Genomic DNA, 20,822 nt, shown 5'->3' with positions numbered 1-20,822 from the left:
GTTGATTCTTCAGATGTGCGTACAAGCGGTCGCTCCTATTTTCGTGCTGTTTTTAGATGCGAACAGCAGTGTGCTGCGACGGATCAGCCCACGGCGCTTTGATTGCTTAGACTTGCGTGCTCGTTTTTCGGCCAACACTATCGTCAATGTGCCAGTTCGTGGTGCGAGTCGTTACACCTTTTGTAGGCTCCAGCAGTCGAGCCGAGGCAACAATGCATCGGTTGATCGTGAATTTGAATTGATCAATCCCAGATCCCGCTCATCAATCGCATCTTCCAGATGGCGCCAACTGCGATCATTGGTCCGGGACCAGGCATTTGCGAGCCCAAAGTATTGTCGATGGGTTGTTGTCATGGGAGCGATCCCTCCTAGGCCTTGACGGGTATCTGCTTGATCATGCATGTACCATGCCGAAGTCGGCGCCGTTCTACGAGCTGTTTTCGCGTGTATGGCGCCTTGGAAAAGTCGGACTGACCTGCTACTGAACTTTCATCCAGCCGCGACTAGATGTGGAGCCTCAATTGAACCGCCCCAAACGTTGGACCAGCGAAGGCTGGAGTTTTCCGGCTTCTTTCATGGAGGCGGGCTGGTTGCGCTTCCCGAATTTATCAGCGATATCGGCACCTTGTTGCCGATCGCGCCATGAGGCCGTTCTTCGTTATAGTATCTACGCCAATCCTCCATCTTTTCGCGGGCATCCGCAAGGGTCAGAAACCAGTGTTGGTTCAGGCATTCGGCGCGGAAGCGGCCGTTGAACGCTTCTATAAAGGCGTTGTCGGTCGGCTTGCCTGGGTGTGAGAAGTCCAACGTGACGCCCTTGGCACAGGCCCAGAGATCGAGATCGCGAGACACGAACTCGGTCCCCTGATCGACACGGATCGTCTTGGGATAGCCAACTTTCACCCGTTCCAAGGTTTGCACGACATCTTCACCTCGATAGCTCTGACGCGGATCGAGCACCGGCACATAGCGTGAGAAGGTATCCACCACCGTGAGCACTCGTAATTTCTTGCCGGTCGCGAGTTCGTCGTGAACGATGTCCATCGCCCAGACATCGTTCGGACCGACTGCCATTTGCCGATCTTCCCTCAGCTTGGCTTTGACCTGCGTCTCGGTGTCTTATTACGCAATTGCAGGCCCAAGTCCCTGTAAATGCGGTAGGTCCGCTTGATGTTGGTACTCCAACCCTCGCGTTCCAACAGTACCTGCACACGACGATAACCGTGGCGGACACGGGTCTCACAGATCTCACGGATACGACGTTCCAGACCGGCCTGATCGGCACGACGAGAGGTGTAGCGGTAGGTTGACCGATCGAAGTTCAGCGCCCCACAGGCACGCCGGATCGAGATCGCATTCTGGTCTTGCCGTATTGCGTCTTCGTAAGGTTGGCCGACCTCTTGCATGTAGCTTCTCCGACGCTGGCGGTGAACGTCGGCACGACAAACGACCCACCACCATGACACTATTCGGCCGAAACCAAGTCGTCCCGCCGAAAAGAGCCTAAATCGACATGGACCCGATTCATAAGCGAGCATTCTGGGGCCTGTTGTTGCCGCTGAAGAATTCGACGTTTCGTTCGCTCTTCCTTGCGTCCCAGCTTTCGAGCCTCGGTTGGCTGATGCAAACGGTGGCTCTCAGCTGGCTCATGGCCACCGTTTCCACCTCGGATGTGATGGTTGCTCTCGTCCAGGCCTCGTCCGCTCTGCCGGCCTTTTTTCTGGCGATCTTCGTTGGCGCTATCGCGGACAACTATAGCCGGCGCATGGTGATGATCGTCGGACGAAGCCTGATGATGACGGCCTCGGTAATGCTAACGATCCTCATGGCCTTCGGAATTACCGATCCATGGATGATCCTCGCATTCACTTTTCTGGACGGTTGTGGCATCGCGCTCAGCGATCCTGCCTGGCGCGCTTCTCTCGGCGACATATTGGAGCGCCGTCATTTACCGGCGGCCGTCACCCTTCTCAATGTCGGGTTCAATATGGTCCGTAGTGTCGGCCCTGCCCTTGGCGGGATCATCGTTGCCGTGTTCGGGCCGCTTTTAACTTTTGCGCTGACTACCTTAGGCATCGTCGTCCCCCTTGCAGCCTTATGGCGAAACAAATGGAAGGTGCAGGTGTCGCCTCTTCCGCGGGAAGCGCTCACGACAGCGATCTATGACGGCTTGCGGTTCACGGCGATATCCTCTGAAATCAAGGCGACCATAGTGCGCGGGACGCTGTTCGGGTTGGCCGGCACCTCGGTATTGGCGCTCCTGCCCCTGATTACTCGGGACCTTTTGAACGGCAGCCCGATAGCCTACGGCATACTCATGGGCGGTTTCGGCGCAGGTGCACTCGTAGCAGGATTGGCAAATCCGTCGCTTAGACGCGCCTGCACGCAGGAACTGCTGATCGTGCTTGCTTGCGCTGCATGCGCGGCATGTGCCTTCGCACTTTCGCTGACGCCTTCCCTCTTCATCGCGACAGTCTGCCTTGCCTTCGGGGGCGCAGGCTGGCTGACAGGCTGGTCTGGTTTCGGCGTCAACGTACAACTGGCAAGCCCGCGTTGGGTGGTAGGTCGCACCATCTCCATCTATAGCGCCTTCACCTATGGGGGCATCGCGGCAGGCAGCTGGCTGTGGGGAGCTATCGCGGAAAATCATTCTCTCTCCATGGCATTGGCATGTTCTGCTGCCGCATCCTTGGCGGTCGCGGTCCTTGGGCTCAAGCTGCCGATCAGCAACCGCCTGGAGTCGGAACTCGATGCCTCCGACACTTTCGATGCGCCAGTGCCGGCACTCGATCTGAAGCCGAGAAGCGGCCCAATTCTGGTGACAACGGAATATGCGATTGCCGAAGAGAACGCCGCTATCTTTCTTGAGATCATGCGCAGACGGCGGCATGTTCAAAGCCGAGTTGGTGCACGCCAATGGACTCTCACGCGCGACGTTCAACAGCCGTCACGGTGGCTCGAGACTTTCCGGACGCCGACCTGGGCCGATTACCAGCGCCTTCATCACCGCCTCACGGCAGCCGACAAGCGCTTGGACGACGAGCTCAAGGCTTTGAGCGTGGCATCCGACCTCCCGCGAACCATCATTCTGGTCGAGAGCTACACGGCTGCGAGCAAATCCCCGCCCGTTCCCTACGTTTCACAGAAATAAGCCAACTGTCTTGGTTCCAAGCGGCCATTCCGATCAACCGCTTATTCGATTAACACACTGATAATTCGCCCCCTGCAAATCGCATCCCTGCGATGGATAACCCAAGGCATAACGTTTGAAGAGGTCTTCCCAGATCGAAGGCCGAAAAGTGGCCGAAATCGGCCGATGCGGAGACTGAACCGATGACGCCGTCGGCGAACTTGTCATAACGCGTCAGATCGAGGAGATTGGTCCTCATTTCCCCTTCGCCTCCGCGTACGCACAACGCCTCGGCCGATTCCTCTCACTTACAGGATCCGTCAGAAAGTAAGCGCGAATTTCTGTGGACCGTCTGAAGCGCAGTGCTCTGAGGCATAAAGTGTCCACCAAAATAGTTGGACACTAAATCAGGGGGTGCAGATGCTGCTAAACTGCAGGTGCGGCATGTTGGTCGCGACGGCCGCCGTAGATATGATCCTAAAGCCGTTGAAAGAGTGCAGCCTTATCATCGCGTGTGACCAGCCTGTTCAGATGAATCAGCGCCGCAAGATTAACGCGTGCCATGCCTATTGCACGCCGGCACACACCACAGGATCGTCGACATGGGCTGAATGAAAGGGAGGATGGCTACCGGAAGAAGATCATGGCTGTTCAGCGACATCGCTGACTGAATACAGCGCAGTAATCTGCAGTTTGATGCTGACTTGTCGCGCCTGGTGGCGCCGATCCACTCACCGGGCTGCGCCATGTGATCACTGAGTTCCCAGCTGACGAGACCGCCGACATCGGCGACCTGCTACCGTGCAACTTCTCGAAAACCTCTGCGGCCTAATGAGGGGCTCTCCCCGCTGACACCATCCGCAGGTGCGTGTCATGTTCCCTCAGTGTCGGTTTGACATAGCCGCCGATCTTCGCCGGCAGCAGGCCTTTACCTGAACGATCGAGCTGTCCGATCCGTACCGCTGTCGCAGCCAATATGCCGAACCGCTCCGCTGCCTCCCGAAACCGTCATGCCATCATTCAACGCTGTAGCAATGCGCGTTCGCAAATCCAGAGAAAGAGGTCGCACCATCATTGCTGGGCTCCACACCAGCTATGATCTTGAATCCCAAAAACAAAGGCAAGGGAATCTCAGCACGATTCCGATTAGCGCTGACAGACTCTAATTGTTTAGTCCCGGGAAATGATGGGTTGGATCGAGGTTGAATCGTTCGGGCTCGTTTGTCCAGCATTTGCAGATGTATTCGTAGGGTGTGAGGCCTTTGAGGGTCTTGAGGCGGCGACCGAAATTGTAAGCTGAGATGAAATCAGCAAGGTGCTGGCGGAGTTGATCGTGGCTCTCGTAGTAATAGCGTTTGACGGTGGCCTCCTTGATCGTCCGGTTCATCCTCTCGACCTGGCCATTCGTCCAGGGGTGTTTCGGCTTGGTTGTTCGGTGTTCGAAATCAGCCTTGGCGCAGCCATATTCGAAGGCATGTGCCCAGATGATTTCGCCGGCCGCCATCGCTTCCTTAATCAGGGGGACGGCCGAGCCGCCGGCGCCGGGCGTGGTGAACTGAATGCCGTTGTCGGTGAGAACGGTATGGACCTTATAGGGCACGGCCTTGAGAAGGCGGCGTAGAAAGTCTGCCGAAACGGCTGTTGTCGCCTTCTCACGCAGCTCCACGAAAGCAAACTTCGAGGTTCGGTCGATGGCGACGAACATGTGCAGTTTGCCTTGTTCGGTGCGCACCTCGGCGACATCGATATGGAAATAGCCGATCGGATAGGCTTTGAACTTCTTGCGGGCAGGCTTGTCGCTGTCGACATCGGCAAGCTTGGAAATGCCGTGGCGCTGGAGACAACGATGCAGCGAGGACCGGGTCAGATGCGGAATGGTCGGCTGCAGCGCGTAAAGGCAATCGTCGAGAGGCAATAGCGTATAACGCCGGAACGCGACGATCACTGCTTCCTCCTCGATCGACAGAACCGTCGACCTGGGGTCTTTCGGACCGGTCACCAAGTCAGTCGTTGAAGTTCGTTTCTTCCATTTGGCAACGGTCTTCTGATTGATCCCATACCGTTTCGCGAGAGCCCTCAGGCTCTCTTGACTATTTTGTATTGCTCGACGGATCGCCTCTGTCGTCGTGGCGCTCCCATGCAGAATTTGTCCCATAGCGAATCTCTCCAGGCTTGCGAGAAGATTGCACCATCAAAATCCGGGATCAAACATCTAATGCGCCAAGCTCTCTCGTCGCAGCGTCCAACTCAGCAAAAATGTCGAACTTCTTCTCGGCGACCGCCCTAATCTCCGACAGTTAATCGAAAGGTCCTCGGCAAGAGCGTGCAACTCCATTGTGGCGGCACGCGCCTGCAGCTTGCGGACCTTCTTCCGCAGTTCCTCACGGTTCGACCTGAATCCTTCCTTAAAAGCCGGGCCCATCACGCACGCGCCACGTCAGGATAGGTTTCGATAACTGCGATCGCATCCTCAACCATTTTCGTGCCTGATTCAGAGAGCCTGCCAAGCGTTTCAAAGCCGAACCGGTGGACATCGCGCAGGGTCTTCGACAGAACAACCAACCGTCCCGTCGTGAGAAGCACGCGGCCAAAGCCCTCATGGCTGATCGTCATAATCGGCGATGCCAACAGCCCTGTGCGCTCCTCGATCACAAGTCCCACACAACTATAAAAGTTCTGGAGCCTCCACAGCACATCCGGATCGGGATCGCCGATGATCGGGATCTCACGGCGCTGCTCCTTAGTGAGGATGAAGTCGGCCAGCAGGTCAGGCTGCGATTTGCCTTCCCACGCCCCATGGGTATCCTGAGCCCGGATGAGCCTGATAAGGCATTCGAGGAAAGGGGTCGCGAGATCCCAATCCTCATTGTCAGCAGGGCCATCGGTAATGCTTGTCATTGTGGCCATGTCTTAGTCCTCCTCGTCGAAAGGTTTCTTTTCGGTGGCGCCTGCTTCGGTTAGCACCTTGCGCAACCATGGGGGCGGCGCTGTTCTAAGCATTGTCCGTGTTCTCGACAGCACGTCTTCTATTGATTGAGGGTCGGGTACTTTGATCGGGTGGATTTTCGCCGAAACAACCTTGGCTGCCGAAGGCCCACCGATCGCCAGACAGAACAACAGGTGACAGCCTTTCAACGCCTCCACCTTCGGGGCAATGCGATCGTCACCCTCGGTGCGGTGCTTTCCGCTCTCGTCGGAGACCTCTTCGAAGGACAGGACTTCCACGAGCTCCCAGTCGTCGGCACTCACGTCATAGACGGCGAAACGTTTGGCAGAGCCGAAATGGGCGTCGAGAGATCTCAGATCCTGGGTGGCGATTGCTACCCTCAATGCACCGACTTTCCGTTTCGGAGCTGATGAGCGAACCCTGTCAGGGACGATGGAAAGGCGACGGGCACCGGTCATCTGGGCGTTTCTCGGTTGCGAAAATGATCAAGTGATGCGGGAGACGCGCAATGTCTGGCCTGGAAAAGGTTGGCAACATCGAAGATCATGTCGCGCGTTCCCTGATAGAGAATTGTGAGCTTGTGCTGGCTGCCCAGCCGATCGAAGATCGGAAAGCCAACCCTCATTAGCGGGACGCCAAGCCGCTCGGCTGCCTGACGGCCGTGGGAATGAGTAACAATCAGGTCAACGTTCGCGAGACGCGCCATGCTCTCGAGATCGGAAAGATCGCCAATTTGGACGGCGTCTGCCGGCACCTTCGTAAGAATGCCACTAGTGCCCGTGGTCGACACGGCGGCAACGATGTCAGCACCCATGCCCTTGAAAAAAGTCGCAAGTTGAAGGAGGTGGTCTGGCTCTGCGGCTATCGCGATGCGTCTGCCCCCGAAATGGAAATGGCCGTCGAGCAGCGCGTCCTGCAGTTGCGCCCGGCGACGGCGGATCGAGACCGGCACTGGGTTGCCGGCAATCATCGACAGCATACTCATAAAACGATCTATCACCTTCATACCGACAAGCTGCTCAAAGAGCGCATAAGGCACGCCGGCTTTTGCCTGCAGCGCCTCAGCGGCCCCGCGCATATGCTCGCCGATCGCGACGGCCTGGAAGCAGGTGCCGAGCTCCCGGATTTCGTCAATTGCTGTGCCGCCATAGGTGGTGGGCACCCAACGGTCGTCGGGTACAGTACCATCGAGCGAGCCGGAAATGTCCGGCAGGATTACCGGCTTCAGACCAAAGCTTTCGACCGTTTCGCGCAGAAGCTCGATATCGGCGACCGTCAAATGCCATCCTGGCAGGATTGCAATCTTCTTCTGATCGCGCCTCTGCTCGCCTGGAGTGGTGATGCCCTCGATCAGAGAGGTGACGGCCTTAGCCCATCCCTCTTCAATCGCTCCCTCGAAATCCGGCGTGCTCGCCAGCACGATCTCCGTACCCGCGAGCTCATCGGCACGATCCCGCTTGATCTTGGCGAGATCGCCTGCGAAATCTTCGCCGCGGGTTTCCACCAGGGCTGTCGTGCAAATTCCGATCAACGTGGGTTTTGCGCGCCTCTTGAGATTGAGGATTGCCTCTTCCAGATTGCCTGCGCCACCGAGGATCGTCGCCACTCCGTCCATCGCCGTGGTCTGCAAGGGAATGGCCTCTTTGAAATGACGCACGAACAGCACCAGCGCGAAGCTGGTGCAGCCTTGACTGCCGTGGAACAGCGGTATTGCACCCCCGACTCCAAGATAGGCCAAGGCCGCGCCGAGCGGCTGCGACGACTTCAGCGGATTGACCGCTGCGGACTTGGTCTGGGGAAGAATGCATGCCATCAGCTTTCCTCACCTTATGGAAGCAACCGGGGCTGGTGACGACGGCGGGCTTGCAGGATGGAAAGTTTCGACCTCGTTTTGACTGCTTGGCACACCTTCCGTCTTGGGCTGACACTCCCACGGTGCCGGCTCCCGCACCTCAGTCCAGATCGGGTTGTGAATGGCAAGATCGATCTGCCGAACGAGCTCCACCATGCCGTCATAGCCGGCATAGGGGTGGTGGCGTTCCTGGTTGATATCAAGCCAAGGTGTCTTGGCCTTCAGCGCGATGAATTGCGTGCGCCCGCCAGACAGCATGATATCGGCTTTATCGTCCGCGAGCATGTTGTAAAGCTCGCGCGGCGCCATCGTTTCGAACACGTGGTTTTCGTCTTTCAGGAGTTGCTTGATGCGCTCCTTGTCTTCAGGCGTCGATTTCTTGATCGAGGTACCGACGATCTCCATGCCAACCTCCATCAGTGCATGGACAACCGACCAAGACTTCACACCACCGGTGTTGAGTAACACGCGCTTACCTTCGAGCCTCGGCCGGTATGCAGCGAGTTTCTTCCAGGCAACCGCCTCCTCCTCCTCGATCAGTGCCTCGGTGCGCTCGAGGATCTCTGGTTCCGCACCCTTCGTCACGAGCAGTTCGGCGATCTGCCTAAGTGCTTCCGAGGTGTCACTAATGCCGTAGAAGGAGCCTTCAAAGAAGGGGATGCCCCAACGTTCCTCCATTTTGCGTGCGAGATTGACGAGTGCTGTCGAGCACACCAACATGGACGCCTTGGCACGGTGCGCAGAAGCAATGTCAAGATATCGGGCGTCGCCTGGAATGCAGGCCCGAACTCTGATCCCGAGCCGGTCAAGAAGCGGTTTCACCAGCCAAAACTCGCCGGAGAGGTTGAACTCACCAATGATATTGATGTCGTAGGCGCTCGCGTCATCGGGCTCTACCGTGCCGATCACATAATCGTGCAACGCCTCACCGGCGAGCTTATTGCCAAGGTTCTTGGAACCGGCGAAGCCCGGCGCATTCACCGGCACGACCGGCAGCCCGAATTTTTCCGCAGCGCGCTTGCAGACCGCCTCGATGTCGTCGCCAACGAGCGCCGTCACGCAGGTCGAATAGACGAAGATTGCCGGCGGAGCATACGCCTCCTTGATCTCACGGATCGCTTTGAAAAGTTTGCGCTCGCCGTTTCCCATCACCACGTCGAGTTCGGTAAGGTCGGTCGTGAAACTCGTGCGCCAGAGCGTCGGACCTGACGAAGCCGATCCGCGGTTGTCCCAGGAATTGCCCTCACAGGCGAGAGGCCCATGGATCAAGTGAGCCACGTCGGTAACCGGCTGCAGCACGATCTTGGCGCCGTCGAAAGCGCAGCCGCCGGCTGCCGCCCCGGGGATCAGCGGCTTCGAACAGCCGTTTTTACGCGCCTTGGAATCCTTGCTGCGGTTCTTCTCGCAGGCGGGCTCTTCGAAGACATCCTGAATTTTAGCCTTGAGCGACGGCATTGCGCGTGTCTCCAAATTCGAATGAAGTCGGCCGGCCTGAGCAAGGCCGACCGCCGCTCCTAACGGGTCAGGTCGTAAGAATAGTCCGTCACACCCGGCTCGCTGGTCTCGCGGTCGAGCTTGTCGAAGATTGTGTCGAGGATCGTCGTCAGGACGCGCAGTCCACCCTGGTAGCCCATGAGCGGGAAACGGTGGTGATGGTGCCGGTCGAAAATCGGAAAAGTCAGCCGAATCAAGGGTGTGCCGGTATCGCGCTCGAGATACTTGCCATAGGAATTACCGATCAGCAGGTCTACCGGTTCGGTGAAGAGGAGCGAGCGCAGCGCCCACAGATCCTTGCCCGCCCAGACCTGGCAATCCTTGCCGAAGGGCGAGGATGCGAGCAACGCCTGCATCTCGGCTTCCCAGGCCGACGTGCCGTTGGTGGCGAGGCAGTGGGTCGGCTCACCGCCGGTTTCCATGACGAACCGGGCAACGGCGTAGACGAAATCAGGATCGCCGTAGATTGCGTATTTCTTGCCGTGCAGCCAGGCCTGACTATCTGCCATGGCGTCGACGAGACGGCCGCGCTCCAGGCCGATTGTCGGAGGGATTTCCCTGCCGGAAATCTGCGAAACCTTCATCAGGAATTCGTCGGTCGCCTGGACACCCAGCGGATAGTGGAGCGAAGCCGTAGCCTGACCAACTTCCTTGCAATATTCCAGCGTTTTGCGCGTGTTATAGTGCTGCAGCGACAGTGTCGTTTCGGCATTCAATGCCCTTTTCACATCCTCGATCTTCGTGCCGCCGTCATACATTCGGTACATACCGTCAGACGGCGTGTCGAACTGGTCGGAGGCATCCTGGATGAAGATGTAGACTACGCCCATCATATCGAGCAGGCGCTTCAGTTCGCGGTTGTTGCCGACGCAGAAGCCGTCGAAGCCGGGAATGATGTTGATGGCTTGAGCGACTTCCTTTCGCTCGCTGCCTGTCCAGAAGTGCTCCAGAATGCCCTTGATCATGCCATCATAGCCATCGACGTGGCTGCCGACGAAGGCGGGGGTGTGAGCGAAAGGTACATCGAAGTCGGTGGGGACCGACCCATCGTTTTTTGCGTTTTCGATGAAGCTGCGGAGGTCATCTCCAATGACTTCGGCCATGCAGGTGGTGGAGACGGCGATCATCTTCGGATCGTAGAGCTTGTATGTATTGGCGAGCCCGTCGATCATGTTCTTCAACCCGCCGAACACCGCGGCGTCCTCGGTCATCGAGGACGAGACCGCCGATGAAGGTTCCTTGAAGTGACGCGACAGGTGCGAACGGTAATAGGCGACGCAGCCCTGGCTGCCGTGCACGAAGGACATGGTTTGCTCAAAGCCTGCGGCTGCAAAGACCGCACCGAGCGGCTGGCAGGCTTTGGCCGGGTTCACGACAAGGGCTTCGCGGCCCAGGTTCTTTTCGCGATACTCCCAGGTCTTCGTAAAATCGGATTGATCGGCAACGACCTGATCCGGGTGTGGACATTCGAAATTTGCCTTCTTCTCGGCGAGCATCTGCCTGTATTCCGGCTCGCGGAACAGGGGAGCATGGTCGAGAATATTTTCCGCCGACTGCGGCATGGTAGGTCACCTTTCTTTTCATGCGCCGCACCGGTGGCGGCAAGGGATGTCATCTTTCACGAGTGCTGATCAAGTCCGACGGGAGAGCCTGGCCTGCCCCTGCTCCAAGACAGGCCAGGTCCTCATTCGGCCGCAACCGCCTCAGGCGGCGCGGCCTTTCCCTTCCAGGGGACATTGTAGAGATCCCAGACTGGATTGTTGATGGCGAGATCCATGTCGCGGGCAAAAATCGCGAAGCCGTCATAGCCGTGATATGGGCCGGAATAATCCCAGGAGTGCATCTGGCGGAAGGGGATGCCCATCTTCTGCACCGGATACTTCTCCTTGATCCCGGACCCGACAAGGTCGGGGCGAATGCCTTCGATGAACTTTTCCAGCTCGTAACCGGTCACGTCGTCATAGATCAGCGTACCCTTGTTCACGTAATGGCCGGTGCGCTGATAATCGTCGTTGTGCGCGAACTCGTAGCCGGTCCCGACGATCCGCATGCCGAGGTCCTCGTAGGCCGTAATGACGTGGCGAGGGCGCAGGCCGCCGACATAGAGCATGACCGTCTTGCCTTCGAGGCGCGGCCGGTACTTGTCGATGATGGCGTCGACCAGACGCCGGTACTTGGTGATGACAGCCTCAGTCTTGTCGACGATTTCCGGGCCGAAGTGCTTGGCTATAGCGCGCAGAGAGGTTTCGATCTGGGACGGACCGAAGAAATTGTATTCCATCCATGGAATGCCGTACTTTTCCTCCATGTGCCGACAGATGTAGTTCATCGAGCGGTAGCAGTGGATGAGGTTGAGCTTGGCCTTTGGCGCGCGCTCGACCTCAGCGAGCGTGGCATCACCCGACCAGTTGCCGACGACGCGCAGCCCAGCTTCCTCCAACAGGATGCGCGTGGCCCACGCATCGCCACCGATATTGTAGTCGCCGACGACGTTGACATCATAAGGGCCGGTCTCGAACTCGACTTCGTTCGTGTCGAAAACCCAGTCCCGGATGGCGTCGTTGGCGATGTGGTGGCCGAGCGATTGCGAGACGCCGCGGAAGCCCTCGCAGCGCACCGGCACGATCGTCTTTTCGTGCTCCTTGGCCTTCTTGCGCGACACTGCCTCAATGTCGTCGCCAATCAGTCCGATGGGGCATTCCGACTGCACGCTGATTCCCTTATTGAGGGGGAAAAGCTGCTCGATCTCGTCGATGACCTTTTCGAGTTTCTTGTCGCCGCCGAACACGATGTCCTTTTCCTGAAAGTCCGAGGTGAACTGCAGCGTCACGAACGTGTCGATGCCCGTCCGGCCGACGTAGTAGTTGCGACGTTGCGACCAGGAATAATGACCGCAACCGACCGGCCCGTGCGAGATGTGGATCATGTCCTTGACCGGCCCCCATACCACGCCTTTGGAGCCGGCATAGGCGCAGCCGCGGATCGTCATCACGCCCGGAATGGACTTGATGTTCGATTTGACGTCGCATTCGGAAAGGGCCTTTGACTCGTCGTCGGCCTCGTCGCCGCTCGTTGCGACGCTGAGGTGCTTCCTGCGGCGCTTCGCCGCCTTGTCTGGATATTTCGCTAGCACTTCCGCAATGAGCTTCTCATGCAAAACACTGTCATTCTCGTAATCAAGGCTCATAGGCCCCTGCCCTTTCAAGATTCGGGTTACGTCGTCGTCGATGAAGCGTCTTTCGTGGAAGGGCGCGCCGGGTGGTCCAACGGCCGACGCGCCCTGTCGACAGCGGCAGTTTTATTGTGCCGCAACTACCGCTGTTTCCTTGGCCTGTAGTTCGGCCAGCATTTGCTCGTCGGTCTTCATGATGCCGAAGTCGAGCAGCATGTCTTCGAGCTCTTCCATGGTAATCGGGGTCGGAATGGTCCCTTGGCCCGAATTGGCATGGATCTTCTCGGCTAACGCGCGATATTCCCCGGCCTGTTTGGAGTCCGGCGCGTACTGGATCACCGTCATCTTCCTGAGCTCGGCGTGCTGGACGATGTTGTCACGCGGCACAAAGTGGATGAGCTTGGAATTGAGCCGGGCAGCCAGCGCCTCGGAGAGGTCGAGCTCGCGGTCCGTCTGGCGCTCGTTACAGATCAGGCCGCCGAGCCGCACGCCGCCGGAATGGGCATATTTCAGGATGCCCTTGGCGATGTTGTTGGCGGCATAAAGCGCCATCATCTCACCGGACATGACGATGTAGATCTCCTGGGCCTTGTTCTCGCGGATCGGCATCGCAAAGCCACCGCACACCACGTCGCCGAGCACATCATAGGAGACGTAGTCGACATCGTCATAAGCGCCGTTCTCCTCGAGGAAATTGATCGAGGTGATGACGCCGCGCCCGGCGCAGCCGACGCCCGGCTCCGGACCGCCGGACTCCACGCACTTGATGCCCTTGTAGCCGGACTTCAGCACGTCCTCGAGTTCGAGGTCTTCCACCGAACCTTCCTGTGCTGCCAGATGCAGAACCGTGTCCTGGGCTTTGGCGTTCAGGATCAGGCGGGTGGAGTCGGCTTTGGGGTCGCACCCGACGATGAGGATTTTCTGACCGAGGTCGACCAGCGCTGCGAGCGTATTTTGGGAGGTGGTGGACTTGCCGATGCCCCCTTTGCCGTAGAATGCGATTTGACGCAAATCTGACATATTGCCTTCCTTCTTTCGTTCCATCCGTCGCGCAGTAAAAAGGTCGGCAGCTCGCGCCGCCTCGCAGTACAGCTTTCAAAACCGGTGCCAACGGGGCTGATCGAGCCGAAAAAAGGATCTTGTTATTGTTGTTTCAGCCATTTAGTCCCAGCTAGTGACGGGAGATGGCCAAACAAGCCTGTGTCGCCGACCAGACAAAGCCAACAGGCGGTGTCGTGATCGCACCGCTGGGAACAAATTCGGCTCCGCGCGAGAGACGACGAGCGTCAGCAGGATCAAACGAGCTTTGATGGAGACAATCGCACACCCGAGTTCCCAATGGACAAATGGTGTATCTTTCGATCGCACAATGCCGGGGAGTCTAAATCGCGAACCTGCATTGGATAGCCACATCGTAGCGCCCTGTGTGGGTCGCTCGCCAACCGCCAGGCCACGGCAAATTTTTCCGCGATACCGCTTGGCTCCAAAACCGCCGAGGAACGGCGCAATCATAATGGCTCGGCAATCCAGCCGGCGTCGACAAAATGCTCCAAAGGCCGCAGGAAAGGCAGCCACTTCCCAGAGGCGAAGCAAAAAAGAGCCTTAGTTCCGCGGGCCACAGAGGTTCGACGACGATATGACTCGGGAGCGGACGAATCTTGCGTCCGCCATGAGGCAACCGTGAGCGCCGTCCGTGTCTGTGCCGGGACGACCTCGGCCATCGGGAGGCGATCTCCTGATCTTCCGGCGCAACCTCGGTGAAGTCAATGTCACCTCGCTGGTCGAGCGCAAGAGCCGCTACAGGGTGATGATCAAGAATGGCAGCCGCCTCTCGGCCGCTTATCGGCAAGATCGTCGATGCGTTCGCACCGCTGCCCGCCTTTGCCCCGGGCAAAGCGTCACCTTCGACCGCGGTACCGAGTTTGGCGGTATGGAAGACGGACTCGGCGCCAGGAGCTGGTTCTGCGATCCAGATTACCGTGGCAGAAAGGCAAAGTAGAGAACACCAATAAACGCATCCGCCGCTTTGTGCCAAGCAATAAAGACGGTGCTGTCACATTGATTGAGCGGTAAGGAAATTGAGGTAGCAGCGGGCCCATGACCGTGAGTGCACCGACCTACAAGAACCACCGTTATCCGATCGAAATCGTAGCCCGTGCTGTCTGGCTCTACTTCCGCTTTAGTCTGAGCCTGCGCGATGTCGAGGAAAGCTGTTCGATCGCGGGATCGTCGTTTCCTACGAGACCATCCGCCGATGGTGCCGAAAGCATGGCCCTGATTATGCGCGCCGCATACGCCGCAAGGCGCCGACGAAAGGCGATGTCTGGCACCTCGATGAAGTCGCGGTGCGCATCAACGGTCAGAAATGCTGGTTGTGGAGAGCGGTTGATCAGGATGGATATGTGCTCGACGAGATCGTCCAGACGCGCCGCAACACCAAGGCGGCCAAGCGCCTGCTGACGCGACTTCTGAAGAAGCAGGGCATGCCGCCAAAACGTATGATCACCGACAAATTGCGCTCCTACGGGGCGGCCAAACGCCAGGTCATGCCGAACGTGGAACACCGCTCGCATAAAGGTTTGAACAACCGAGCGGAGAATTCTCACCTGCCGTTCAGAAAACGGGAGCGAACGCCACAGGGTTTCCGGTCGGTCGGCTCATTGCAACATTTCGTGTCGATCTTCTCCGCCGTCCGAAACCTCTTTGTCCCATCCCAGACCAACCGCTCCGCAGTACAAATTCGAACCCATCGACGCCAGGCCATGGCCGGGTGGGAAGCCGTAAGTGCGCGGCCTGCCTGAAAAGGGCCGTGTCGGCTCACGTGGCCACATGTCAAACAACGTGACAACGCCCACCGCTTACATGCGCCCCGTCACCCTCTCGCTCGGCTGCTCGGCGAAGCTGTCGTCGAGGTCCTCGTCGATTACCCCGGCCGCGTACAATTGATCCAGTAGATCGGCGACCGCAAGGGCGGTCACTCCGTCAGCTATGACCCGCACTGCCAACTCCGACGCTGTGCAGTCACCGCGTCGGATCAGATCGCCAACCGAGATCGCACCGGCATCATCATCTACACGATGTTCGACGTTGCGTGAGCGGAGGTGGAAGTGCCGGTCCCCGGCCTCATATTGCAGGTCTTCGCGGAAGCGGATGGGCAGGTTGGGAGGTGGGCTCTCGTGCATATGCTCTTCGATGATGCACTGCAGCCCCTCCCGGAACTCGTTGGGCGTGCCGAAGAAGCGTTCGGCCACTATACGGTAGCCGAGAGGCCAGCGTTCGCTACCGGGTACCGGCGTCACCAGTTGTAAACGTCCTTGCCGCATGTTGACGAGGAAGCCGGAAACGCAGGCAATCGTCGTGTGATCGCGCTCGAGCAACTCGATTGAACTGTTGTTGTCGGCTGCCCGAAGCTTCTCCTTTCGCGCGCGCGTGCGCCCCGCAAAAGCTTTTGCGGTCAAGGCCTCCTTGCCTTGCAGAATGAGCTCGACCCCCATCAGGTCCTCGGGCGAAAACGCCGAATGAATCTGATCGAGGTGGTTCGTGGTCAGCACAGAGAAACGATTCGTTACGCCGCCGTAGCGTTTGAACAGTTCGAGCACGCGCCTGGTGAGCGCCTCATCCCTGAGCGGTGCGGCCGTCGTCGTTTGTGGCAATGCGCCGGTGATTTGATGGAAGTCGAACAGAAAGCGGTCGTAGTCCGGATTATCCATCGGATCTGTGGCCCAGTAGCAGAAGCCAGTGCGGGCTGCCGAACCAAACATCTCGCTCGCGACACCGATGACACCGCGCCAAATTTCGGCATGCTCCTCGCAATACTCATAATAACCCTTGAAGCCGCCGGCAGACAGGCCGCAGAACCAGCAACCGATCGTGCAGCCGTCGCTCAGCTCGAAAGCAATAACGGGGTGCGTGACCGACGGTGCTGATCCGCCCAACTCGCCGTTGCAGCGCCTGATCTGACGCTCTCGCCAAGCATGGAAGCGGGGGTTGACCATTGGCATCTCCCCCTCGGAGCGCAGCATGTCGCGATGGCGCAACATCTCGCTCATATACTCGTCCCACATCACCGCCAACGGCCACGAGGCACATTCGGGCTTGAACCGGTATTTCATGTAGCTATTGCGCCAGAGCGGCAGCATCTCCATAGGGTCAACTTCGATCCCGTACCGCTCAGTGACCATTCGAGGGTTGTCGCCGCTCGCCGAAAGCGCCGCTCGGAACGACATGTCGCCGACCAGGCGCTCCATGAAGCGCTTGATGTGTGCCAGTACGTGAAGTTGCTCTCGGGTGCGTCGGTCAAAGATCTTTCGGTAGTGTTCGGTTGCAGCGTGCGTCATACGGCTCCCTCGATGGCGGCGTTCGCGAGTGGCCTGAGTCATGAGACGTCTCATCGACCACGAGTGGGGTGCGCCCCCGTTCAGAGTGAGCGGTCAGATCAGGACCGCAACGACGAATACAACGGCTTCGACCGCCTCCAGGACAGACGTAGCGGCTTCCGCTGCCTCGACAGCGGTGGTAACGACCGCAGCCGTCTGCACGGCCATCGTTGAGGTCGCAACGTTCGGATCATGCTTGCCGCCGAAAGTCGCACCGAGCGGCTTGTCGATCAATTCGCGTTGGCTTCGAGATTGAATATAATTCTTAGCCTCATCGAGCGTGAAATTGTATCCATGGTTCTTTGCTATAGCCAGAACCGACGCGAGGCCCGTGGCATTCGGTTTTAACTTCTCAAGAAAAGCACCGTCTTTCGCCAGACCGTCGACGAATCGTTCCACCTCGGACTGCGGCATCATTGCACTCCTTGATTTTTTAAAACGACTTAGGTGTCGGCGGCCAGATGTTGCTCGCCCCACCTGGAGTCCTTGTTTACCTGGGGTACTAGCATTTGTCGTGCCAACCTGATTGAGAGGTGATTTGAATTGCGTATTTTGGATGAGCACCCACGCAGGTGGTCGACAGTGCGAGAGCTTTTTCCGGGTTCGCAACACCGCTGTCGTTGGGCCTGGCAACCGGCGAAATCGCGTCTCAGGAGGCTGTGTAGTTCGCGGCCAATGGCCGCGCGGGCGATCGCTTCAAACAACCCCGGTAGGTGTTCTCACGGCGTTGTCACGTTGTTTGACATGTGGCCACGTGAGCCGACACGGCCCTTTTCAGGCAGGCCGCGCACTTACGGCTTCCCACCCGGCCATGGCCTGGCGTCGATGGGTTCGAATTTGTACTGCGGAGCGGTTGGTCTGGGATGGGACAAAGAGGTTTCGGACGGCGGAGAAGATCGACACGAAATGTTGCAATGAGCCGACCGACCGGAAACCCTGTGGCGTTCGCTCCCGTTTTCTGAACGGCAGGTGAGAATTCTCCGCTCGGTTGTTCAAACCTTTATGCGAGCGGTGTTCCACGTTCGGCATGACCTGGCGTTTGGCCGCCCCGTAGGAGCGCAATTTGTCGGTGATCATACATTTTGGCGGCATGCCCTGCTTCTTCAGAAGTCGCGTCAGCAGGCGCTTGGCCGCCTTGGTGTTGCGGCGCGTCTGGACGATCTCGTCGAGCACATATCCATCCTGATCAACCGCTCTCCACAACCAGCATTTCTGACCGTTGATGCGCACCGCGACTTCATCGAGGTGCCAGACATCGCCTTTCGTCGGCGCCTTGCGGCGTATGCGGCGCGCATAATCAGGGCTATGCTTTCGGCACCATCGGCAGCGGCTGGGTGTGTTTCCTGATCCATTTCCAAACGAGGTTCGCGTTGACCCCGTGTTCGCGCGCGAGTTTCGATACCGATGCGCCAGGTTCAAGGCAGGCCGCAAAAAGGCGGTCTTTCGAACTTTGATCGAAACGGCGTCTCCCATTCCGACCGACCAGCCGCACGGCAAGTTTTTGACTTTCTTCCATCACTTGGTGTCCACCTATTTTGGTGGACACCTCATGCCAAAGCTCACTCAACTGCAGAAGGTGCGGGGAAAATCGCGCTTACACCTCATTTACCATAACGCCGGGCCGGAGGCTCTCTGAAACGGTCTGCGCCTTGACGTCGTGCGGCCAACGCCGATGAATCTCACGCCCAGACTTCTTGGTCGTGAGAACCTCCAATGTGGTTTTCGTGGAGAAACTCCCGGTGCTCGGCGATTGAAGGGCCGATCACAGTTTGAGGCGCTGCGGGCAACGTCGGAGAGGAACACCGGTTGCAGGCAACCCAGGACCGCGACGCTCTGACGGCGGTCGAGTCACCCGCTTCACCGACGACGGTCGCACCGAGGAGAGGAATATCAAGTCCTCGAACGCTGGATGAGCCCGATCGCCCTCGATAGAAAGCTTATTGGCTGGTTCCAAAGCCGCGGCCCACCACGAGGCAACCAGCGCTCGTTGATTGACCCAGTCTCCGGCTCAGGTAACTCAGCTCTCATCAATGAGCCCACAGCTCGCAAGAGCTGAGACAAAATCGTGAACGTCGCATTTGGTCACGTCGTACTGTTCTGACTTAAGTTCGTTCAGTATGTTTGGTATTGTATGCTCACCGTCGAGTTTCGAAATCAAACCGGGAACCCAAGGCGGCGGAGATTGGATGATCTTTCTTGATTTCCTGGAATCCTTCTCGATCCAGATACTCCCGTCCTCTGCTACCACCACCTGGTAAGAATTTTTTAATAATGGTCTAAAGTAGTACACGAGGCGCCTCACTCAAAATGAGGGTCAATTTCGTCGACGATTTACAGCCTCGACTGGCACAACGTCGCCCGTGTCGCTGTCCCGCGTCTCCTTCGCCGATGAAAGAAATGAGCTTTTCAAGCTCCGAAAATAGAAGTTTCTTCATGCTCTTTTCCTCCTTTTAAGGTCTCCCATGTGGCCCAACCATGGCTCGTCACTTTCAAGCCCGCCAAAAAGCATCCTTCGAGACGGCTTCGGAAGCCCGGATGAAGCCCCACTTAGCCGACGCTCGACCCTCGGCCGGCCCTTGCGCTCCGATCCCTCGCAATGATGGAGATTCACAAACCGTGCCAGTTGCCCAAAGAAGCTCCTAAATTTTTTCGTTTGTTCGATGCCAAGGTGCAACTGCATCAACAAGCTCAAACAAGATCGTGTCGGATTGGGCGCGTGCGCGCCAATCAACCGCAGACGAGAGAGAAACCTCCAGGCAACTCGAGCGGCGGTTTGGGTAGTTGCGCGTGATCTTGAGGCGAGCCCAAGCGGATGGCCCCCCTTGTCGCTCCTCGCGGCTGCAATTTGACCTTTAAAACTGGAAAACCGCATAAGGAGCAGACCCCCTGACGTAATATCGTGTAATCGATTTGGCATCAGTTCGCGTCGGGCGCGATAGCACCAGCAAGGCCGAGATGGCGATTCAGGAAAGGCGCTCGCCGCAATCTCTTCAGACCAAAGAACAGGGATCTCAGGGACCATCTAGGCTCAGGACCTATTAATTTGACTTGAGATGTGGTTCAGGTCTTCCGAGAGGGAGGCCGTGATGGGTGATTTGTTTTTGCTGAGCGAGCGCCAGATGGCGCGGATATCGCCACATTTCCCGCTTTCACATGGTGTCGCGCGGGTCGACGACCGGCGGGTGGTGAGCGGGATCGTCTACGTGATCCGCAACGGTCTCCAGTGGAAGGACGCGTCGGCGGGCTATGGTCCGCACAAGACGCTCTACAACCGCTTCGTCCGCTGGAGCCGGCTGGGCGTGTTCGACCGCATCTTCGCCGGGCTCGCCGGCGAGGGGCCGAAGCCGGAGCGCATCATGATCGACGCGACCCATCTCAAAGCCCACCGCACGGCGGCGAGCCTGCTTAAAAAGGGGATGTTCCCCGTCGTATTGGGCGAACCAAGGGGCGGGCTGAATTCAAAGCTCCACACCGTATGCGACGGAGACGGACGGCCGATTATCCTGCTTCTGTCAGAAGGTCAGATGAGCGACCATAAGGGCGCACGTCTCGTGCTCGACGCCTTGCCTCCCGCCGATCACCTGATTGCCGATCGCGGATATGACAGCACCTGGTTCCGCGAGGAACTCGAGGCTAGAGGCATCGAGCCGTGCATCCCATCATCGAAGAGCCGCAAGATACCCTTTGCCTACGACAAGGTCCTCTACCGCCAGCGCCACAAGGTCGAAAACCTGTTCGCCAAGCTCAAGGACTGGCGGCGCATCGCGACGCGCTACGACCGGTGTGCTCACACCTTTTTCTCGGCAATCTGCATCGCAGCCGCCGTTATCTTCTGGCTTTGATCAATGAGT

The 20,822-nt window shown here is 58.1% G+C and carries 13 protein-coding genes and 7 pseudogenes; 5 read left to right on the top strand and 15 right to left on the bottom strand.

Going from position 1 to position 20,822, the window contains the following annotated elements; genetic code table 11:
- Positions 1–573: 573 nt before the first annotated feature.
- A pseudogene (locus NXC14_RS23350) lies at positions 574–1,355 on the bottom strand (IS3 family transposase); the annotation flags it as partial.
- Positions 1,356–1,513: 158 nt separating this feature from the next.
- On the opposite strand from NXC14_RS23350, the gene NXC14_RS23345 reads away from it, so the two are divergent.
- Together NXC14_RS23345 and NXC14_RS33560 are read left to right on the top strand one after the other, a co-directional pair.
- Entirely contained in the window at positions 1,514–3,151 is a 1,638-nt protein-coding gene (locus tag NXC14_RS23345) for an MFS transporter (RefSeq protein ID WP_085780444.1), read from the top strand.
- 605 nt (positions 3,152–3,756) lie between these two features.
- Positions 3,757–3,962, top strand: a pseudogene (locus NXC14_RS33560) (IS66 family transposase); the annotation flags it as partial.
- 330 nt (positions 3,963–4,292) lie between these two features.
- On the opposite strand, the gene NXC14_RS23335 reads toward NXC14_RS33560, so the two are convergent.
- From NXC14_RS23335 to nifH, 9 genes and pseudogenes are all read right to left on the bottom strand, one after another.
- Positions 4,293–5,285: an IS481 family transposase gene (locus tag NXC14_RS23335; protein WP_157131480.1), complete on the bottom strand. Its 993-nt coding sequence runs from the start codon at positions 5,283–5,285 to the stop codon at positions 4,293–4,295.
- Between the two features lie 49 nt (positions 5,286–5,334).
- Positions 5,335–5,552 (bottom strand): annotated as a pseudogene (locus tag NXC14_RS23330) (CCE_0567 family metalloprotein).
- Positions 5,552–6,037, bottom strand: a complete 486-nt coding sequence (locus tag NXC14_RS23325; RefSeq protein ID WP_085780443.1) for a NifX-associated nitrogen fixation protein — start codon at positions 6,035–6,037, stop codon at positions 5,552–5,554. The pseudogene NXC14_RS23330 and the gene NXC14_RS23325 overlap by 1 nt, the downstream one beginning before the upstream one ends.
- A gap of 3 nt (positions 6,038–6,040) precedes the next feature.
- Complete coding sequence (gene nifX / locus NXC14_RS23320) at positions 6,041–6,535, bottom strand: nitrogen fixation protein NifX (protein WP_085780442.1); 495 nt, start codon at positions 6,533–6,535, stop codon at positions 6,041–6,043.
- Positions 6,532–7,890, bottom strand: a complete 1,359-nt coding sequence (gene nifN / locus NXC14_RS23315; protein WP_085780441.1) for a nitrogenase iron-molybdenum cofactor biosynthesis protein NifN — start codon at positions 7,888–7,890, stop codon at positions 6,532–6,534. Before nifN ends, nifX begins: the two co-directional genes overlap by 4 nt.
- 9 nt (positions 7,891–7,899) lie before the next feature.
- A complete protein-coding gene (gene nifE, locus NXC14_RS23310) occupies positions 7,900–9,384 on the bottom strand; it encodes a nitrogenase iron-molybdenum cofactor biosynthesis protein NifE (RefSeq protein ID WP_085780440.1) in 1,485 nt (494 codons plus the stop codon).
- 59 nt (positions 9,385–9,443) lie between these two features.
- Complete coding sequence (gene nifK / locus NXC14_RS23305) at positions 9,444–10,985, bottom strand: nitrogenase molybdenum-iron protein subunit beta (protein ID WP_085780439.1); 1,542 nt, start codon at positions 10,983–10,985, stop codon at positions 9,444–9,446.
- 122 nt (positions 10,986–11,107) lie between these two features.
- Positions 11,108–12,610, bottom strand: a complete 1,503-nt coding sequence (gene nifD / locus NXC14_RS23300; protein WP_085780438.1) for a nitrogenase molybdenum-iron protein alpha chain — start codon at positions 12,608–12,610, stop codon at positions 11,108–11,110.
- A 111-nt stretch (positions 12,611–12,721) separates the two neighbouring features.
- The gene (gene nifH / locus NXC14_RS23295; protein WP_085780600.1) at positions 12,722–13,615 is read right to left on the bottom strand and encodes a nitrogenase iron protein; all 894 of its coding nucleotides are present in this window, start codon (positions 13,613–13,615) and stop codon (positions 12,722–12,724) included.
- 706 nt (positions 13,616–14,321) lie between these two features.
- Between nifH and NXC14_RS23290 the strand changes: the two are divergent.
- Positions 14,322–14,629 (top strand): annotated as a pseudogene (locus NXC14_RS23290) (IS30 family transposase); the annotation flags it as partial.
- Between the two features lie 63 nt (positions 14,630–14,692).
- A pseudogene (locus tag NXC14_RS23285) lies at positions 14,693–15,396 on the top strand (IS6 family transposase).
- A 57-nt stretch (positions 15,397–15,453) separates the two neighbouring features.
- On the opposite strand, the gene NXC14_RS23280 reads toward NXC14_RS23285, so the two are convergent.
- From NXC14_RS23280 to NXC14_RS34005, 5 genes and pseudogenes are all read right to left on the bottom strand, one after another.
- Positions 15,454–16,932 carry a radical SAM family RiPP maturation amino acid epimerase gene (locus NXC14_RS23280; RefSeq protein WP_085780599.1) on the bottom strand — a complete coding sequence of 493 codons (1,479 nt, stop codon included), beginning with the start codon at positions 16,930–16,932 and terminating at the stop codon, positions 15,454–15,456.
- A gap of 93 nt (positions 16,933–17,025) precedes the next feature.
- The gene (locus NXC14_RS23275; RefSeq protein ID WP_085780598.1) at positions 17,026–17,385 is read right to left on the bottom strand and encodes a Nif11-like leader peptide family natural product precursor; all 360 of its coding nucleotides are present in this window, start codon (positions 17,383–17,385) and stop codon (positions 17,026–17,028) included.
- A gap of 360 nt (positions 17,386–17,745) precedes the next feature.
- Positions 17,746–18,267 (bottom strand): annotated as a pseudogene (locus NXC14_RS23270) (IS6 family transposase); the annotation flags it as partial.
- A gap of 43 nt (positions 18,268–18,310) precedes the next feature.
- Positions 18,311–18,490: pseudogene (locus NXC14_RS23265) on the bottom strand (transposase); the annotation flags it as partial.
- A 498-nt stretch (positions 18,491–18,988) separates the two neighbouring features.
- Positions 18,989–19,219, bottom strand: coding sequence for a hypothetical protein (locus NXC14_RS34005; protein ID WP_348630263.1), 231 nt, complete (start codon positions 19,217–19,219; stop codon positions 18,989–18,991).
- An 838-nt stretch (positions 19,220–20,057) separates the two neighbouring features.
- Here NXC14_RS34005 and NXC14_RS23255 point away from each other — a divergent pair.
- Positions 20,058–20,813, top strand: a complete 756-nt coding sequence (locus tag NXC14_RS23255) for an IS5 family transposase (RefSeq protein WP_085780436.1) — start codon at positions 20,058–20,060, stop codon at positions 20,811–20,813.
- Positions 20,814–20,822 lie beyond the last annotated feature (9 nt).

It is taken from the genome of Rhizobium sp. NXC14, from assembly GCF_002117485.1.
Classification (GTDB): domain Bacteria; phylum Pseudomonadota; class Alphaproteobacteria; order Rhizobiales; family Rhizobiaceae; genus Rhizobium.
The sequence above is the reverse complement of the archived record's forward strand: the minus strand, read 5'-3'. Positions and strand labels throughout refer to the sequence as shown.

Bases quoted from the DNA above. Each gene is read 5' to 3' on its own strand.
- nifK (WP_085780439.1), bottom strand. From the start codon at position 10,985: ATGCCGCAGTCGGCGGAAAATATTCTCGACCATGCTCCCCTGTTCCGC.
- NXC14_RS23255 (WP_085780436.1), top strand. From the start codon at position 20,058: ATGGGTGATTTGTTTTTGCTGAGCGAGCGCCAGATGGCGCGGATATCG.
- NXC14_RS23335 (WP_157131480.1), bottom strand. From the start codon at position 5,285: ATGGGACAAATTCTGCATGGGAGCGCCACGACGACAGAGGCGATCCGT.
- NXC14_RS23280 (WP_085780599.1), bottom strand. From the start codon at position 16,932: ATGACGCACGCTGCAACCGAACACTACCGAAAGATCTTTGACCGACGC.
- nifX (WP_085780442.1), bottom strand. From the start codon at position 6,535: ATGACCGGTGCCCGTCGCCTTTCCATCGTCCCTGACAGGGTTCGCTCA.
- NXC14_RS23275 (WP_085780598.1), bottom strand. From the start codon at position 17,385: ATGCCGCAGTCCGAGGTGGAACGATTCGTCGACGGTCTGGCGAAAGAC.
- NXC14_RS23345 (WP_085780444.1), top strand. From the start codon at position 1,514: ATGGACCCGATTCATAAGCGAGCATTCTGGGGCCTGTTGTTGCCGCTG.
- nifE (WP_085780440.1), bottom strand. From the start codon at position 9,384: ATGCCGTCGCTCAAGGCTAAAATTCAGGATGTCTTCGAAGAGCCCGCC.
- NXC14_RS23325 (WP_085780443.1), bottom strand. From the start codon at position 6,037: ATGGCCACAATGACAAGCATTACCGATGGCCCTGCTGACAATGAGGAT.
- nifN (WP_085780441.1), bottom strand. From the start codon at position 7,890: ATGGCATGCATTCTTCCCCAGACCAAGTCCGCAGCGGTCAATCCGCTG.
- nifD (WP_085780438.1), bottom strand. From the start codon at position 12,610: ATGAGCCTTGATTACGAGAATGACAGTGTTTTGCATGAGAAGCTCATT.
- nifH (WP_085780600.1), bottom strand. From the start codon at position 13,615: ATGTCAGATTTGCGTCAAATCGCATTCTACGGCAAAGGGGGCATCGGC.